The organism is Mycobacterium sp. NS-7484, from assembly GCF_001953975.1.
Taxonomy (GTDB): domain Bacteria; phylum Actinomycetota; class Actinomycetes; order Mycobacteriales; family Mycobacteriaceae; genus Mycobacterium.
This window is the reverse complement of record NZ_MBEJ01000127.1, coordinates 42,013-56,631: the sequence shown is the minus strand read 5'-3', so window position 1 is coordinate 56,631 and position 14,619 is coordinate 42,013. Positions and strand designations below refer to the sequence as shown.

The following is a 14,619-nucleotide window of genomic DNA, read 5'->3' as shown; positions in this document are numbered from 1 at the left end:
ACCCAGGAAGAACTCGTGCAAACTGTCTTCGAACGCACCGCCCCGGCCAGCAGCCTCGTCGATCGATCGTTGGCCACCGCCGTCCTGCAACCTTTCTGGCTCGACGACCTGCCGGCTCAGCCCAGCTACCCAGCTCTGACCCGGCCGTCGCCCTACGACCTCGTGGTGGTCGGCGGCGGGTACACCGGCTTGTGGTCGGCGCTCCTGGCCAAGCAACGGGATCCAGGTATCCGAGTCGCCCTGCTCGAGGGACAGACCCTTGGGTGGGCCGCCTCGGGGCGCAACGGCGGATTCGTCGAAGCCTCCCTGACCCACGGTGAGGACAACGGGCGCAGTCGGTGGCCCGATGAGATCGACATCATCGACCGGCTCGGGATGGAGAACCTCGACGCCATCGAGAACACGGTCGGTGCCCTCGGTCTGGATTGCGACTTCGAACGGACCGGGACCATCGCGGTGGCACTCGAGGCCTATCAGGCCGCCGAACTGGCCGCCGCCCCCGCCAGGCCGGGGCGCGTCTACCTCGACGGGCAGGCCGTTCGGGCCCAGGTCGACTCTCCCACGTATCTGGCCGGCCTCTGGTCGAAGGACAGTGCTGCGCTCGTGCACCCCGCCAAGCTGGTCAGCGAACTCGGCCGAGCCGCAGTGGAACTCGGTGTGGAGATCTACGAGCACAGCAAGGTGCTCGGTGTCCGCCCCGACCGTCGGCGTGGAGCACTGACCGTACGTACCGAGCGCGCGGCGCTGCGCGCGGATCGAGTAATCCTGGCCACCAACGGATTTCCATCGCTGTTGAAGCGCTACCGCTACCACACGGTGCCGGTGTACGACTACGCGTTGATGACCGAGCCGCTGACCGACGCCCAGCTGGCAAGTATCGGCTGGGGCAACCGCCAGGGCATCAGCGACATGTCGAACCAGTTCCACTATTACCGGCTGTCGAAGGACAACCGCATCCTGTGGGGTGGGTATGACGCCGTCTATCACTTCGGCGGCCAGATCCGCCCGCAGTACGAGGACCGCGACGTCACGTACCGCCGCCTTGCCGGCCACTTCTTCACGACGTTCCCGCAATTGGAGGACATCCGGTTCACCCACCGTTGGGCAGGCATGATCGACACCTCGACGCGTTTCTGTGCGTTCTTCGGCTCGGCGTGCGGAGGTCGCATCGGATACGCCGCCGGGTTCACCGGGCTGGGTGTGGCGGCCACCCGGTTCGCCGCCGAGGTCATGCTCGACCGGTTCGCCGGTACGCCGACAGCGCGCACCCAACTCGAGATGGTCGAGTCGATGCCGTTGCCGTTCCCGCCGGAGCCGTTGGCCTCGGCCGGTATTCAGGCCACGCGTTGGTCGCTCGACCGAGCCGACCATCACGAGGGCCGGCGCAACGTGCTGCTGAGAGCGCTCGACGCGATGGGATTGGGGTTCGACTCATGAGTGCGCCGTTCGCCGGATAAGCATTGTCGTGCGCAGAGGCGTGCGCACGCCGCACAATGTCACGAGAGCGTTGACGTAAGCGCGGAGAAGGCAGTGCGGATAGCAGAACGCGGATGAGCAGAACTTTGAAGTCCGAGTCACCGACGCGACGGCGGCGGCAGACGAAGCGGGGCGTCGTGCTGTCCGAGGAGCTCATCGTCGAGGCCGCGCTGCGCGTGTTGCAGTACCACGGCGCCGGCGGTTTGACCGTCCGACGCCTCGGGGTGGCGCTCGGGGCTGACCCGACCGCCCTGTACCGCTACTTCCGCGGCATCGAGGACGTGGTGCTGGCCGTCACCGAGGAACTGTTGCGACGAGTGGTCGACGGCTGGGAGCCGACCGGCCGCTGGCGCGACGACATGCGCGAACTCGGGTTGCGCCTGCACCGCGTGTACCTCGCGCATCCGCAAGCGGGTGTGCTGGCCGCGAGCCGGGTGACCGGTGGCGCCCACGAGATCCAGATCATCGAGACGGTGCTGGGTTCGCTGCGCGCGGCGGGGTTCCCGGAGCGAGACGCAGTGGAGGTGTACCACGCCTTCATCGACCAGATGCTGGGATTCGCCGCGCTCGACGCCGCCTTCGAGGCGCTGCCGGCCGAACACAAGAAGCGCGACGACGACACGTGGCGCGACACCTACGCGCAGTTGCCCGCCGCCACCCATCCGAACATCGCGGCCACCAGTGGCCTGCTCGACGAGTCGATGCGGCGCAGCGCATGTGAGTCCGCCCTTGATCTGCTGCTCGACGGAATTGCGCTGCGACTGGACAGCTCACGCTGAGCCCGGCCACGTCAGAATCGGCGTTGAACGCAACGTCAGTTTCGTCAGCACACGCCGGCGAGCAGGTGTAGTCTCCTCCGCGATCAGTCTTACCGGGGTCGAATCGCCTACCGGAACGAGGTCGCCATGGCTGCCGGGTCAAACTCAGCGTTCAACGGCAAGATCGAGCTGGATATCAGGGATTCCGAACCGGATTGGGGCCCGTACGCCGCGCCCACTGCCGTCGAGAACGCCCCCAACGTGCTGTACCTGGTGTGGGACGACACCGGCATCGCCACCTGGGACTGCTTCGGTGGTCTGGTGGACATGCCCGCGATGAGTCGGATCGCCGAACGGGGAGTTCGGCTGTCCCAGTTCCACACCACCGCGCTGTGTTCGCCCACCCGGGCGTCACTGCTCACCGGTCGCAACGCCACCACGGTCGGAATGGCCACCATCGAGGAATTCACCGACGGATTCCCCAACTGCAACGGCCGGATTCCGTATGAGACCGCCCTCCTTTCGGAGGTGCTCGCCGAAAACGGCTACAACACCTACTGTGTGGGCAAGTGGCACCTGACGCCGTTGGAGGAATCCAACCTCGCTGCCACCAAACGACATTGGCCGTGCTCACGGGGTTTTGAACGGTTCTACGGATTCATGGGCGGGGAGACCGACCAGTGGTATCCGGATCTGGTGTACGACAACCATCCGGTGGACCCGCCGGCCACCCCCGAGGATGGCTACCACCTGTCTCGCGACTTGGCCGACAAGACCATCGAGTTCATCCGTGACGCCAAGGTGATCGCGCCCGACAAACCCTGGTTCACCTACCTGTGCCCGGGTGCCGGTCATGCCCCCCACCATGTGTTCAAAGAGTGGGCCGACCGGTATGCCGGGCGGTTCGACATGGGCTACGAGGCCTACCGCGACGTCGTGCTGGAAAACCAGAAGCGGCTGGGCGTCGTGCCGCCCGACACCGAGTTGTCGCCGGTCAACCCGTACGCGGATGTCATGGGTCCCAACGGCCAACCGTGGCCCGCGCAGGACACCGTGCGGCCGTGGGACACCTTGAGCGACGACGAGAAACGGCTCTTCGCCCGGATGGCGGAGGTGTTCGCCGGGTTCCTGTCCTACACCGACGCCCAGATCGGCCGGATCCTGGACTTCCTGGAAGAGACCGGACAGCTCGACAACACGATCATCGTGGTGATCTCCGACAACGGTGCCAGCGGTGAGGGCGGTCCGAACGGTTCGGTCAACGAAACCAAGTTCTTCAACGGCTACATCGACAGTGCCGAGGAGGGGCTGAAGTTCATCGACCGGCTGGGCTCACCGGAGACCTACAACCACTACCCGATCGGCTGGGCCCTGGCGTTCAACACGCCCTACAAACTGTTCAAGCGCTACGCCTCCCACGAGGGTGGGATCGCCGACACCGCGATCATCTCCTGGCCCAACGGGATCGGTGCGCATGGCGAGGTTCGCGACAACTACGTCAACGTCTGTGACATCACCCCCACGGTGTACGACCTGCTCGGGATCACCCCGCCGGCAAGTGTGCGGGGTGTGCCGCAGAAGCCGTTGGACGGCGTGAGTTTCAAAGTGGCACTGGATGATCCGGATGCGCCGACGGGCAAAGAGACCCAGTTCTACACCATGCTCGGAACCCGCGGAATCTGGCACAAAGGCTGGTTCGCCAACACCGTGCACGCCGCCACGCCCTCGGGCTGGTCACATTTCGACGCCGACCGCTGGGAGCTGTTCCACATCGCGGCCGACCGCAGCCAGTGCCATGATCTGGCCGCCGAACACCCGGACAAACTCGCCGAACTCACGGCGTTGTGGTTCAGCGAGGCCGAGAAGTACAACGGTCTGCCGCTGGCCGACCTCAACATCCTGGAGACCATGGCGCGGTGGCGGCCGTATCTGGCCCGCGAGCGAACCAGCTACACCTACTATCCGCACACCGCCGAGGTGGGACTCGGTGCCGCGGCCGAACTGCGCGGGCAATCGTTCACCGTGCTCGCCGAGGTCAGCGTGGACGACGCCGACGCCGACGCCGAGGGAGTGTTGTTCAAGCAGGGCGGCGCCCACGGTGGTCACGTGTTGTTCATCGCCGACGGACGGCTGCATTACGTCTACAACTTCCTCGGCGAACACGAGCAGCTGCTGGTCTCACCGGACCCGGTTCCGTTGGGGCGGCACATCTTCGGTGTGCAGTACCGGCGGACCGGCACAGTCGAGGGCAGTCACACCCCGCTCGGTGACACCACGATGTTCGTCGACGACACAGCGGTGGCCGAGCTGGCGGAAATGCAGACCCATCCGGGGATGTTCGCGCTCGCCGGCGGTGGCATCTGCATCGGCCGCAACCCGGGATCTGCGGTGTCCCAGCACTATCGGGCCCCGTTCGCATTCACCGGCGGCACCATCGCGAAGGTCACCGTCGACCTGTCCGGTGAGCCCTACCAGGACCTCGAGCGGGATCTCGCCGCCGCCTTCGCCAAGGACTGAGCGGCCGCGACTAGCCTCGGATCCGTGTTCACCGAACTCGTCGAACTACCGGGCGGGTCCTTTCGCATGGGCTCGACGGCGTTCTACCCCGAGGAAGTTCCGGTGCACACCGCTACCGTCGGCGCCTTCGCGATAGAGCGCCACCCCGTCACCACCGCGCAGTTCGGTGAGTTCGTCGAGGCCACCGGGTACGTCACGGTCGCCGAGCGGCCGATGGACCCCGCGCTGTACCCCGGCGTGGACGAGGCCGATCTGGCCCCCGGGGCCTTGGTGTTCACGCCCTCCGCAGGCCCGGTCGACCTGCGGGACTGGCGGCAGTGGTGGGACTGGGCGCCCGGCGCCAACTGGCGCCGTCCCTTCGGCCCGGACCGCGAGCCGGCGGCCCCCGACCATCCCGTCGTCCAGGTGGCCTACCCAGACGCGGCGGCGTACGCGGCCTGGACGGGACGGCGGCTGCCCACCGAAGCCGAATGGGAGTACGCCGCGCGCGGGGGAGTGGACGGCACCTACGCCTGGGGCGACGACCCGAACCCGGGTGGGCGCGTGATGGCCAACACCTGGCAGGGCCGCTTCCCGTACCGCAACGACGGCGCGCTGGGCTGGCGCGGCACCTCGCCGGTCGGCAGTTTCCCGCCCAACGCCTTCGGTCTCGCCGACATGATCGGCAATGTGTGGGAGTGGACCACCACGCGGTTCACCGCGCACCATCAACCGGATGCCGACGCGCCGGCCTGCTGTCCGGCAGCCGACCCTGATCCGATGGTGAACCAGGTGCTCAAGGGTGGTTCGCACCTGTGTGCACCGGAGTACTGCCACCGGTACCGTCCGGCGGCGCGCTCCCCGCAGTCGCAGGACAGCTCGACGACCCATATCGGGTTTCGCTGCGTGGCGGAGGTGAAGTCGGCGGGGCAGTAGCCCCGAGGGTGCACACAGATCGCCGTCGGCGGGAAAAGTACGATCTCACCGCACGCTCACCGCACGTTCGTGGGAAAAGCGCCACGATTTGGTGCATTCGCCGTGCTCACCTACTATGTAGGGGTTGCCTTGGGCAGACCTCGGCTGACTGCTGTTTAAGAGTCAGCCCCGCGTGCCCTTCGGAAACAAAGACCGCGCACGTCCAGGTCGGTATCTGGCGTGCATACAAAACCAGGTCAGGAGATCGAGTGATTCAGCAGGAATCGCGGTTGAAGGTCGCCGACAACACGGGCGCCAAGGAGATCTTGTGCATCCGTGTGCTCGGTGGCTCATCGCGACGCTACGCCGGCATCGGTGATGTCATCGTCGCGACCGTCAAGGACGCCATCCCCGGCGGCAACGTCAAGCGCGGCGACGTCGTCAAGGCCGTCGTGGTGCGCACCGTCAAGGAGCGCCGTCGCGCCGACGGCAGCTACATCAAGTTCGACGAGAACGCCGCCGTCATCATCAAGAACGACAACGACCCGCGCGGCACCCGCATCTTCGGGCCCGTCGGCCGCGAACTGCGCGAGAAGAAGTTCATGAAGATCGTCTCGCTGGCTCCGGAGGTTTTGTAAATGAAGGTCCACAAGGGCGACACCGTGCTGGTGGTCTCGGGTAAGGACAAGGGCGCCAAGGGCAAGGTCATCGAGGCCTACCCGACCCGCGACAAGGTCCTCGTCGAGGGCGTCAACCGGATCAAGAAGCACACCGCGCAGTCGCAGAACGAGCGCGGCGCATCCTCGGGCGGCATCGTCACCCAGGAGGCCGCGATCCACGTGTCCAACGTGATGGTCGTCGACTCCGACGGCAAGCCGACCCGCGTGGGTTACCGCGTCGATGAGGAGACCGGCAAGAAGGTCCGCATCGCCAAGACCAATGGCAAGGACATCTGATGACTGCACCAGAGAAGGTTCAGCCCCGGCTGAAGCAGCGCTACCGCGAAGAGATCCGGGATGCGCTGAACAAGCAGTTCGAGTTCGACAACGTCATGCAGATCCCCGGCGTGGTCAAGGTCGTCGTCAACATGGGTGTCGGTGACGCCGCCCGCGACGCCAAGCTGATCAACGGTGCGGTCAACGACCTGCAGCTGATCACCGGCCAGAAGCCGGAGATCCGCAAGGCCCGCAAGTCCATCGCCCAGTTCAAGCTGCGTGAGGGCATGCCCATCGGTGCGCGCGTCACCCTGCGTGGCGACCGGATGTGGGAGTTCCTGGACCGGCTGATCTCCATCGCGCTGCCCCGTATCCGCGACTTCCGCGGCCTGAACGGCAAGCAGTTCGACGGCACCGGCAACTACACCTTCGGCCTCAACGAGCAGTCGATGTTCCATGAGATCGACGTGGACTCCATCGACCGCCCCCGCGGCATGGACATCACCGTCGTCACCTCGGCGACCAACGACGACGAAGGCCGTGCGCTGCTGAAGGCGCTGGGCTTCCCCTTCAAGGAGAACTGAGCACATGGCAAAGAAGGCGTTGATCCACAAGGCCAACAAGAAGCCCAAGTTCGCGGTCCGCGCGTACACGCGGTGCAACAAGTGCGGTCGCCCGCACTCGGTTTACCGCAAGTTCGGGCTGTGCCGTATCTGCCTGCGCGAGATGGCGCACGCCGGTGAACTGCCCGGCGTGCAGAAGTCCAGCTGGTAACAGACCCCCAACAACAGGTTGCGGAAGGCCTCCCCTCAAAAACTGGGGGACGGGGAACCGCCGCGAGGAAGGTGAGCCGGTTGTCATGACGATGACTGACCCGATCGCAGACTTCTTGACACGTCTGCGCAACGCCAATTCGGCGTATCACGATGAGGTGACTCTGCCCCACTCGAAGATCAAGGCGAACATCGCCGAGATCCTCAAGAAAGAGGGCTACATCAACGACTACCGCACCGAGGATGCTCGCGTCGGCAAGTCCCTGGTGGTCTCGCTCAAGTACGGCCCCAGCCGTGAGCGCAGCATCGCCGGCCTGCGCCGGGTGTCCAAGCCCGGCCTGCGGGTCTACGCAAAATCCACCAACCTGCCTCGGGTGCTCGGCGGCCTGGGCGTGGCGATCATCTCCACGTCCTCGGGCCTGCTCACCGACCGCCAGGCAGCACGACAGGGCGTGGGCGGCGAAGTCCTCGCTTACGTCTGGTAGGGGGCAGCAGAACATGTCGCGTATTGGTAAGCAGCCGGTCCCGGTTCCCGCCGGGGTCGATGTGACGATCGACGGCCGCAACGTCTCGGTCAAGGGCCCCAAGGGCACCCTGACCCTCGACGTTGCCGAGCCGATCACCGTCGAGCGCAACGACGACGGCGCCATCGTGGTCAGCCGTCCCGACGACGAGCGGCGCAGCCGCTCCCTGCACGGGCTCTCCCGCACCTTGGTGGCCAACCTGGTCACCGGTGTCACCGAGGGCTACACCCGCAAGATGGAGATCTTCGGCGTCGGCTACCGCGTCGCACTCAAGGGCACCAACCTGGAGTTCGCACTCGGCTACAGCCACCCCGTGGTGATCGAGGCGCCCGAAGGCATCACCTTCGCCGTCGAGACGCCCACCAAGTTCTCCATCTCCGGTATCGACAAGCAGAAGGTCGGTCAGATCTCCGCGGTCATCCGCCGCCTGCGCCGTCCCGATCCCTACAAGGGCAAGGGCGTGCGTTACGAGGGTGAGCAGATCCGCCGCAAGGTCGGAAAGACAGGTAAGTAACCATGGCTACCAAAGCAGAAGGTACGGCAGCCGCCCGTAAGCCGGTGGGGCAGAACATCTCCGAGACCCGCCGCAACGCCCGGCTGCGTCGCCACGCCCGGCTGCGCAAGAAGGTCTCCGGCACCGCGGCGACCCCGCGTCTGGTGGTCAACCGGTCGGCCCGGCACATCCACGTCCAGCTCGTCGACGACCTGCAGGGCGTCACGCTGGCGGCGGCCAGCTCGATCGAGGCCGACGTGCGCGCCGTCGAGGGTGACAAGAAGGCGCACAGCGTTCGGGTCGGTCAGCTGATCGCCGAGCGCGCCAAGGCCGCCGGCGTCGAGACGGTGGTGTTCGACCGTGGTGGCTACACCTATGGCGGCCGGATCGCCGCGCTGGCCGATGCCGCGCGCGAGGGCGGGCTGAAATTCTGATGATGGTCAACGAGAGGACTGCATGATGGCCGAGCAGGCAGGAGCCGCTCCGGCGCAGGAGAACCGTGGCGGCCGTGGTCGTCGCGACGACCGCGGTGGCCGTGGCGGCCGCGACAGCGGCGAGAAGAGCAACTACATCGAGCGCGTGGTGTCGATCAACCGCGTCTCCAAGGTGGTCAAGGGTGGTCGGCGTTTCAGCTTCACCGCGCTGGTCATCGTCGGTGACGGGCACGGCATGGTCGGCGTCGGCTACGGCAAGGCCAAGGAAGTTCCGGCCGCCATCGCCAAGGGCGTCGAGGAGGCCCGTAAGGGCTTCTTCCGGGTTCCGCTGATCGGCGGCACCATCGTCCACCCGGTGCAGGGCGAAGCCGCTGCCGGTGTGGTGATGCTGCGTCCGGCCAGCCCCGGTACCGGTGTGATCGCCGGCGGTGCGGCCCGCGCGGTGCTGGAATGCGCCGGCGTGCACGACATCCTGGCCAAGTCGCTGGGCAGCGACAACGCGATCAACGTGGTGCACGCCACCGTTGCCGCGCTGAAGATGCTGCAGCGGCCGGAGGAAGTGGCGGCCCGTCGCGGTCTGCCGCTGGAGGACGTGGCGCCGGCCGGCATGCTCAAGGCCCGGCGCGAGAGCGAAGCGCTGGCTGCCGCAGCAGCGCGTGAGGGATCGGCATAACCATGGCAGAGCTCAAGATCACCCAGGTGCGTGGCACCATCGGTGCACGCTGGAAGCAGCGCGAAAGCCTGCGGACGCTGGGGCTGAAGAAGATTCGTCAGTCCGTGGTGCGTGAGGACAACGCTCAGACGCGTGGCCTCATCCGGACTGTTCATCACCTCGTCGAGGTTGAGGAAGTCAAATGAGTGTTATCAAGCTTCACGACCTGAAGCCCGCCCCCGGGGAGAAGACCGCCAAGACCCGCGTCGGTCGTGGTGAGGGCTCCAAGGGTAAGACTGCCGGTCGTGGTACCAAGGGCACCAAGGCCCGTAAGAACGTCCCCGTGATGTTCGAGGGTGGCCAGATGCCGATCCACATGCGGCTGCCGAAGCTCAAGGGCTTCAAGAACCGCTTCCGGACCGAGTATGAGGTCGTCAACGTCGGCGACATCAACAAGGCATTCCCGGAGGGTGGCACCGTCGGTGTCGAGGAACTCGTCGCCAAGGGCCTGGTTCGCAAGAACAGCCTGGTGAAGGTTCTCGGTGACGGCAAGCTGGCCGTCAAGGTCGACGTGACCGCCAACAAGTTCAGCGGTAGCGCCCGTGAGGCGATCACCGCTGCCGGCGGTTCGGCCACCGAGCTGTAATTGGCGGCTCGCCGCCGAGCTGTAGTCACTTTTCTGCGCGAGCAGACACAGATGTCCCCGCACGCCCGGCGTGTCGGGGACATTTGCGTCTGCTCGCCAGTCTCAGGCGATCGGTAGGCTCGGAATCATGTTCGCCTTCCTCCCAGGACTTCCCGGCCAGGACGATCTCAAGGCGTTGGTGCGGCGCGTCGACACCGCCCGTCACAACGGCGTGCCCAGCGGCTGTGTGCTGGAGCTCGATCTGCTCTCCATCCCGCCGGAAACCGCGGGCTTCGACCCGCTCGCGATGATCGCCGGCGGAGGCCGTCCGATGACGTTGCGCCACGCCGTCGCCGCGATCCACCGCGCCGCCGAGGACGATCGGGTCGCCGGTCTGATCGCTCGGGTGCAGCTTCCGGCCGCCGCGCCCGGCCCGGTCCAGGAACTACGCGAGGCCATCACGGCGTTCGGCGCGGTCAAGCCGACGGTGGCCTGGGCCGAGACCTACCCGGGCACGCTGTCCTACTACCTGGCCTCGGCCTTCCGCGAAGTGTGGATGCAGCCGTCGGGAACCGTCGGTCTGATCGGCTTCGCCACCAGCGCGATGTTTCTGCGCGACGCGTTGGACAAGGTGGGCATCGAGGCGCAGTTCGTCACTCGAGGCGAATACAAATCGGCGGCAAACGTTTTCACCGAAGGCCGGTACACCGAAGCGCAACGCGAGGCCGACGGTCGGATGATCGAAAGCCTGCAATCGCAGGTCTGGCACGCCATCGCCGAATCGCGGAACCTGACCATCGAGGCGCTCGACGGGCTGGCCGACAGCGCGCCGGTGTTGCGTGACGCGGCGGTCAGCGCCGGGTTGATCGACCGCATCGGCTTCCGCGACGAGGCCTACTCGCGGATCGGGGAGCTGTCCGGCGGCCCGACCGAGGTGGGTGCCGACGCCGACAGCCACCCCGAAGCCCTACCGCGGCTTTATCTTTCGCGTTACGCACGCACGGCGCCCAAGGTTCCGACGCCGCAGATACCCGGCCGCAAGGCCAAGCCCACCGTCGCGGTGGTGACATTGCACGGCCCCATCGTCAGCGGCCGCGGTGGGCCACAGGTGCTGCCGCTGGGGAACTCGAGCGCGGGCGGCGACACGATCGCCGCGGCGCTGCGGGAGGCCGCGGCCGACGATGACGTATCGGCGATCGTGTTGCGGGTCGACAGCCCCGGCGGATCGGTGACCGGATCCGAAACCATTTGGCGAGAAGTGGTTCGGGCCCGGGAGCGGGGCAAGCCCGTGGTGGCGTCGATGGGCGCGGTGGCGGCCTCGGGCGGCTATTACGTGTCGATGGCGGCCGACGAGATCGTGGCCAATCCCGGTACCCTCACCGGATCCATCGGTGTCATCACCGGAAAACTGGTGTCGCGTGAGCTCAAGGACAAACTCGGGGTCGGCACAGATTCGTTGCGTACCAACGCCAATGCCGACGCCTGGTCCCCGAATGCGCCGTTCACCGACGAACAGCAGGCCAACATCGAAGCCGAGACCGGCCTGATGTACACCGATTTCGTCGAGCGGGTGGCTCATGGACGCAACCTCACCGTCGAGCAAGTCGAGGAGGTGGCCCGCGGCCGGGTGTGGACCGGGTCGGACGCCAAGGACCGCGGCCTCGTCGACGAACTCGGTGGCCTGCGCACCGCGATCACCCGGGCCAAGGTGCTGGCCGGGCTGGACCCGGACACCAAGGTGCGGGTTCTCAGCTATCCCGGCTCGTCCTGGCTGGACATGCTGCGGCCCAAGCCTTCGTCACAGCCGGCGGCGGCATCGTTGCCGCAGGCCGTGGGGGTGATGGTGGGACGGTCGGTCGTGGGCATCCTCGATCAGGCCGAACGCAGCATGACCGGGGCCAATGCCCTCTGGCTGGGCGAACACCGGTTCTGACCCGGACCCGCCGAGGACGGGGGAGATTCGCATCAGGCGGTGCGGCGCGGTAACGTCGGCTGCGGAGCAGAAGGTAGCCAATCAAACTACGGTCTGGCCCTGCGGTGTTGATCTTCATCAGCCGACGTCGAGGTATGTGGCGGGAGCAGTGTCGTCAGGCACGAGGAGGTCCCGTGGGCACCGCGCACTCGGACGGCACGAACGACACATCGGATCCATCGGAATCGCCCGACCAGTCCGCGGTGGAGGACACTCCCCCCGAAGTGCAGCGGCGTGCCGTCGCCGCATCCGCGATCGGCAACGCCACCGAATGGTTTGACTACGGCATCTACGCCTACGGCGTGAGCTATATATCCGCGGCCATCTTCCCCGGCAGTGCCGAGCACGCGACACTGCTGGCGCTGATGACGTTCGCGGTGTCCTTCCTGGTCCGGCCTCTCGGCGGGTTCGTCTGGGGTCCGCTGGGGGACCGGATCGGCCGCAAACAGGTGCTGGCCATCACGATTCTGTTGATGGCCGGCTCCACCCTGTGCGTGGGGCTGGTGCCGACGTATGCGTCGATCGGGATCTGGGCACCGGTGCTGATGGTGCTGCTGCGAATGGTGCAGGGCTTCTCCACCGGTGGCGAGTACGGCGGTGCCGCAACCTTCATGGCCGAGTACGCACCCTCGCGTCGGCGCGGATTCCTCGGCAGCTTCCTGGAATTCGGCACGCTGGCCGGGTTCTCTCTGGGCGCGCTGATGATGTTGAGCTTCTCGCTGATCCTCAGCGAGGACCAGATGGGTTCGTGGGGTTGGCGTTTGCCGTTCCTGGTGGCTGCTCCGCTGGGGCTCATCGGGGTTTACCTGCGCACCCGGCTGTCGGAGACCCCGGTGTTCCAGGAACATTCCGAGGCCGAGGAGGCCGCTCCCGAGCAATCCTCCTCCGGCGGGCTCAAGGAACTGTTGTCCCAATACTGGGGCCCGGTGCTGCGGTTGGGCGGCCTAGTGGTGGCACTCAACGTGGTGAACTACACGCTGCTGACCTACATGCCCACGTATCTGAAGAGCACCATCGGCCTGTCCACCGACATGTCGTTGGTGGTGCCGATCATCGGGATGCTGGCGATGATGCTGTTCGTACCGTTCGCCGGACACATCTCGGATCGGGTTGGGCGCAAACCGATGTGGTGGTTCTCGCTGATCGGTCTGTTCATCGCGGGTGTGCCGATGTTCCTTCTGATGGGCGCCAGCCCGCTCGGTGCGGTGATCGGCTACGCGGTGCTCGGGCTGCTGTACGTCCCGCAGTTGGCCACCATCTCGGCCACCTTCCCGGCCATGTTCCCGACCCAGGTCCGATACGCCGGCTTCGCGATCGCCTACAACGTGTCCACGTCGATATTCGGCGGCACCGCACCGGCCGTGAACGACTGGCTGGTCAACCTCACCGGCGACAACCTGGTGCCCGCCTACTACATGATGCTGGCGTGCGTGATCGGCGCTGTGGCGCTGGTCAAAATCCCTGAGACCGCGCGGTGTCCGATCAGCGGCACCGAGATCCCCGGGACACCGGAGGCACCCCCGGCCCTCGAGTACGACGCGGAAGCCGATCCCACGGGCCGGGCGGCCTGAGGCTCAGGGCAGGGTGCCACTGACGTAGACGATTTCGCCCATCGGATCGTCGTCGTCATGGTCCGGCGCGGCCAGGCCGTGGCGGGCGAACAGTTCGGAGCGCGGCACGCCGTTCATCTGCCAGCCCTTGGCGTTGAGATAATCGGCGGCCGAATGCCGCTCGCCGTGGTAGACCAGCGATGGCATGTCCATGTCGAGGCCGATCTGGCTGAACGTGGCCGTGGCGGCCCGCGCCTTGTCCGGATCGAAATCCTTGATCCCGGGCACGAATTCGGTTGCCACCGCACTGCCGGGGGCGCTGAGCGCGGCGATGTTGTCGAAGAGCCGGTCCTGGGCCTCCGGCGGTAGATAGATCAGCAGTCCCTCGGCGCACCACGCGGTCGGTACGTCCGGATCGAAGCCTGCCGCGCGCAACGCGGACGGCCAGTCGTCGCGCAGATCGATCGGCACGGTGCGGCGCTCTGCCGTCGGCGCCGCGCCCAGATCGGCCAAGGTGCGGGTCTTGAACTCGATCACCTCGGGCTGGTCGATTTCGTAGACCACGGTTCCGTCCGGCCACGGCAGCCGGTATGCGCGGGAGTCCAACCCCGACGCCAGGATCACCGCTTGCCGGATGCCCGCCTTGCCCGCGGCGGCGGTGGAATTGCCGCCTACGGCGGCTCCGGTGGAATTGCCGCCTACGGCGGCGGCGAAGAAGTCGTCGAAAAACCGGGTACGCACGGCCATTTCGTCGATGTTGGCGCGGGCCTTCTCGGCGGCGTCCGGTGACAGCTGGGCCAGGGCTTCGAAATCGAGTTCACCGTCGACCATCTTGGTGAACGCCTCGATGCCCACCGCGCGCACCAGCGGCGCGGCAAACGGATCGTCGATCAGGCCGTGGTCGTCGCGGCTGGCGATCGCCCGGCCGGTCGCCACGAGCGTCGCGGTCGCCCCGACGCTGGAGGCCAGATCCCAGCTGTCTCCGTCACTGCGTGCCATCGCGGGCCTCCTGGTCG

At 66.6% G+C, this 14,619-nt stretch carries 17 protein-coding genes; 16 read left to right on the top strand and 1 reads right to left on the bottom strand.

Features of this window, described 5'->3' with window-relative positions; all coding sequences use genetic code 11:
• The first annotated feature begins 15 nt into the window (after positions 1 to 15).
• The 16 genes from A5733_RS23070 to A5733_RS22995 all read left to right on the top strand — a co-directional run bounded on the left by A5733_RS23070 (position 16) and on the right by A5733_RS22995 (position 13,624).
• Positions 16 to 1,437, top strand: a complete 1,422-nt coding sequence (locus A5733_RS23070; protein WP_076241796.1) for an FAD-binding oxidoreductase — start codon at positions 16 to 18, stop codon at positions 1,435 to 1,437.
• A 113-nt stretch (positions 1,438 to 1,550) separates the two neighbouring features.
• Positions 1,551 to 2,255, top strand: coding sequence for a TetR/AcrR family transcriptional regulator (locus A5733_RS23065; RefSeq protein ID WP_076241795.1), 705 nt, complete (start codon positions 1,551 to 1,553; stop codon positions 2,253 to 2,255).
• A gap of 126 nt (positions 2,256 to 2,381) precedes the next feature.
• A complete protein-coding gene (locus tag A5733_RS23060; protein WP_076241794.1) occupies positions 2,382 to 4,751 on the top strand; it encodes an arylsulfatase in 2,370 nt (789 codons plus the stop codon).
• A gap of 24 nt (positions 4,752 to 4,775) precedes the next feature.
• Positions 4,776 to 5,666, top strand: coding sequence for a formylglycine-generating enzyme family protein (locus A5733_RS23055; RefSeq protein WP_076241793.1), 891 nt, complete (start codon positions 4,776 to 4,778; stop codon positions 5,664 to 5,666).
• A 248-nt stretch (positions 5,667 to 5,914) separates the two neighbouring features.
• A complete protein-coding gene (rplN, locus tag A5733_RS23050) occupies positions 5,915 to 6,283 on the top strand; it encodes a 50S ribosomal protein L14 (RefSeq protein ID WP_003892852.1) in 369 nt (122 codons plus the stop codon).
• Positions 6,284 to 6,601: a 50S ribosomal protein L24 gene (gene rplX, locus A5733_RS23045; protein WP_003883431.1), complete on the top strand. Its 318-nt coding sequence runs from the start codon at positions 6,284 to 6,286 to the stop codon at positions 6,599 to 6,601.
• On the top strand, positions 6,601 to 7,164 hold the full coding sequence (rplE, locus tag A5733_RS23040; protein WP_067775306.1) for a 50S ribosomal protein L5: 564 nt from the start codon (positions 6,601 to 6,603) through the stop codon (positions 7,162 to 7,164). Before rplX ends, rplE begins: the two co-directional genes overlap by 1 nt.
• 4 nt (positions 7,165 to 7,168) lie before the next feature.
• Positions 7,169 to 7,354 carry a type Z 30S ribosomal protein S14 gene (locus tag A5733_RS23035; RefSeq protein WP_003883429.1) on the top strand — a complete coding sequence of 62 codons (186 nt, stop codon included), beginning with the start codon at positions 7,169 to 7,171 and terminating at the stop codon, positions 7,352 to 7,354.
• An 85-nt stretch (positions 7,355 to 7,439) separates the two neighbouring features.
• Positions 7,440 to 7,838 (top strand): 30S ribosomal protein S8, encoded by a 399-nt coding sequence (rpsH, locus tag A5733_RS23030; RefSeq protein ID WP_036441169.1) that lies wholly within the window; start codon positions 7,440 to 7,442, stop codon positions 7,836 to 7,838.
• 13 nt (positions 7,839 to 7,851) lie between these two features.
• Positions 7,852 to 8,391 (top strand): 50S ribosomal protein L6, encoded by a 540-nt coding sequence (rplF, locus tag A5733_RS23025; RefSeq protein ID WP_067775304.1) that lies wholly within the window; start codon positions 7,852 to 7,854, stop codon positions 8,389 to 8,391.
• Positions 8,392 to 8,393: 2 nt separating this feature from the next.
• The gene (rplR, locus tag A5733_RS23020) at positions 8,394 to 8,804 is read left to right on the top strand and encodes a 50S ribosomal protein L18 (protein ID WP_067775302.1); all 411 of its coding nucleotides are present in this window, start codon (positions 8,394 to 8,396) and stop codon (positions 8,802 to 8,804) included.
• A 25-nt stretch (positions 8,805 to 8,829) separates the two neighbouring features.
• Positions 8,830 to 9,477: a 30S ribosomal protein S5 gene (gene rpsE, locus A5733_RS23015; RefSeq protein WP_074133140.1), complete on the top strand. Its 648-nt coding sequence runs from the start codon at positions 8,830 to 8,832 to the stop codon at positions 9,475 to 9,477.
• A 2-nt stretch (positions 9,478 to 9,479) separates the two neighbouring features.
• The gene (gene rpmD / locus A5733_RS23010; protein ID WP_067775298.1) at positions 9,480 to 9,662 is read left to right on the top strand and encodes a 50S ribosomal protein L30; all 183 of its coding nucleotides are present in this window, start codon (positions 9,480 to 9,482) and stop codon (positions 9,660 to 9,662) included.
• Positions 9,659 to 10,102 carry a 50S ribosomal protein L15 gene (gene rplO / locus A5733_RS23005; protein WP_067775296.1) on the top strand — a complete coding sequence of 148 codons (444 nt, stop codon included), beginning with the start codon at positions 9,659 to 9,661 and terminating at the stop codon, positions 10,100 to 10,102. The genes rpmD and rplO overlap by 4 nt, the downstream gene beginning before the upstream one ends.
• 127 nt (positions 10,103 to 10,229) lie before the next feature.
• Positions 10,230 to 12,014 (top strand): signal peptide peptidase SppA, encoded by a 1,785-nt coding sequence (sppA, locus tag A5733_RS23000; protein ID WP_076241792.1) that lies wholly within the window; start codon positions 10,230 to 10,232, stop codon positions 12,012 to 12,014.
• A 173-nt stretch (positions 12,015 to 12,187) separates the two neighbouring features.
• On the top strand, positions 12,188 to 13,624 hold the full coding sequence (locus A5733_RS22995; RefSeq protein WP_369806767.1) for an MFS transporter: 1,437 nt from the start codon (positions 12,188 to 12,190) through the stop codon (positions 13,622 to 13,624).
• Between the two features lie 3 nt (positions 13,625 to 13,627).
• Here the strand turns inward: A5733_RS22995 and A5733_RS22990 are convergent, their stop codons facing one another.
• Positions 13,628 to 14,602: a class I SAM-dependent methyltransferase gene (locus tag A5733_RS22990; protein WP_076241791.1), complete on the bottom strand. Its 975-nt coding sequence runs from the start codon at positions 14,600 to 14,602 to the stop codon at positions 13,628 to 13,630.
• Positions 14,603 to 14,619: the final 17 nt, after the last annotated feature.

What these genes read in the sequence shown, in the direction of transcription:
- rplO (WP_067775296.1), top strand. Translation starts at nt 9,659, where the DNA reads ATGAGTGTTATCAAGCTTCACGACCTGAAGCCCGCCCCCGGGGAGAAG.
- rpsH (WP_036441169.1), top strand. Translation starts at nt 7,440, where the DNA reads ATGACGATGACTGACCCGATCGCAGACTTCTTGACACGTCTGCGCAAC.
- A5733_RS23060 (WP_076241794.1), top strand. Translation starts at nt 2,382, where the DNA reads ATGGCTGCCGGGTCAAACTCAGCGTTCAACGGCAAGATCGAGCTGGAT.
- rplR (WP_067775302.1), top strand. Translation starts at nt 8,394, where the DNA reads ATGGCTACCAAAGCAGAAGGTACGGCAGCCGCCCGTAAGCCGGTGGGG.
- rpmD (WP_067775298.1), top strand. Translation starts at nt 9,480, where the DNA reads ATGGCAGAGCTCAAGATCACCCAGGTGCGTGGCACCATCGGTGCACGC.
- A5733_RS23065 (WP_076241795.1), top strand. Translation starts at nt 1,551, where the DNA reads ATGAGCAGAACTTTGAAGTCCGAGTCACCGACGCGACGGCGGCGGCAG.
- rplF (WP_067775304.1), top strand. Translation starts at nt 7,852, where the DNA reads ATGTCGCGTATTGGTAAGCAGCCGGTCCCGGTTCCCGCCGGGGTCGAT.
- rpsE (WP_074133140.1), top strand. Translation starts at nt 8,830, where the DNA reads ATGGCCGAGCAGGCAGGAGCCGCTCCGGCGCAGGAGAACCGTGGCGGC.
- rplE (WP_067775306.1), top strand. Translation starts at nt 6,601, where the DNA reads ATGACTGCACCAGAGAAGGTTCAGCCCCGGCTGAAGCAGCGCTACCGC.
- A5733_RS23035 (WP_003883429.1), top strand. Translation starts at nt 7,169, where the DNA reads ATGGCAAAGAAGGCGTTGATCCACAAGGCCAACAAGAAGCCCAAGTTC.
- rplX (WP_003883431.1), top strand. Translation starts at nt 6,284, where the DNA reads ATGAAGGTCCACAAGGGCGACACCGTGCTGGTGGTCTCGGGTAAGGAC.
- sppA (WP_076241792.1), top strand. Translation starts at nt 10,230, where the DNA reads ATGTTCGCCTTCCTCCCAGGACTTCCCGGCCAGGACGATCTCAAGGCG.
- A5733_RS22990 (WP_076241791.1), bottom strand. Translation starts at nt 14,602, where the DNA reads ATGGCACGCAGTGACGGAGACAGCTGGGATCTGGCCTCCAGCGTCGGG.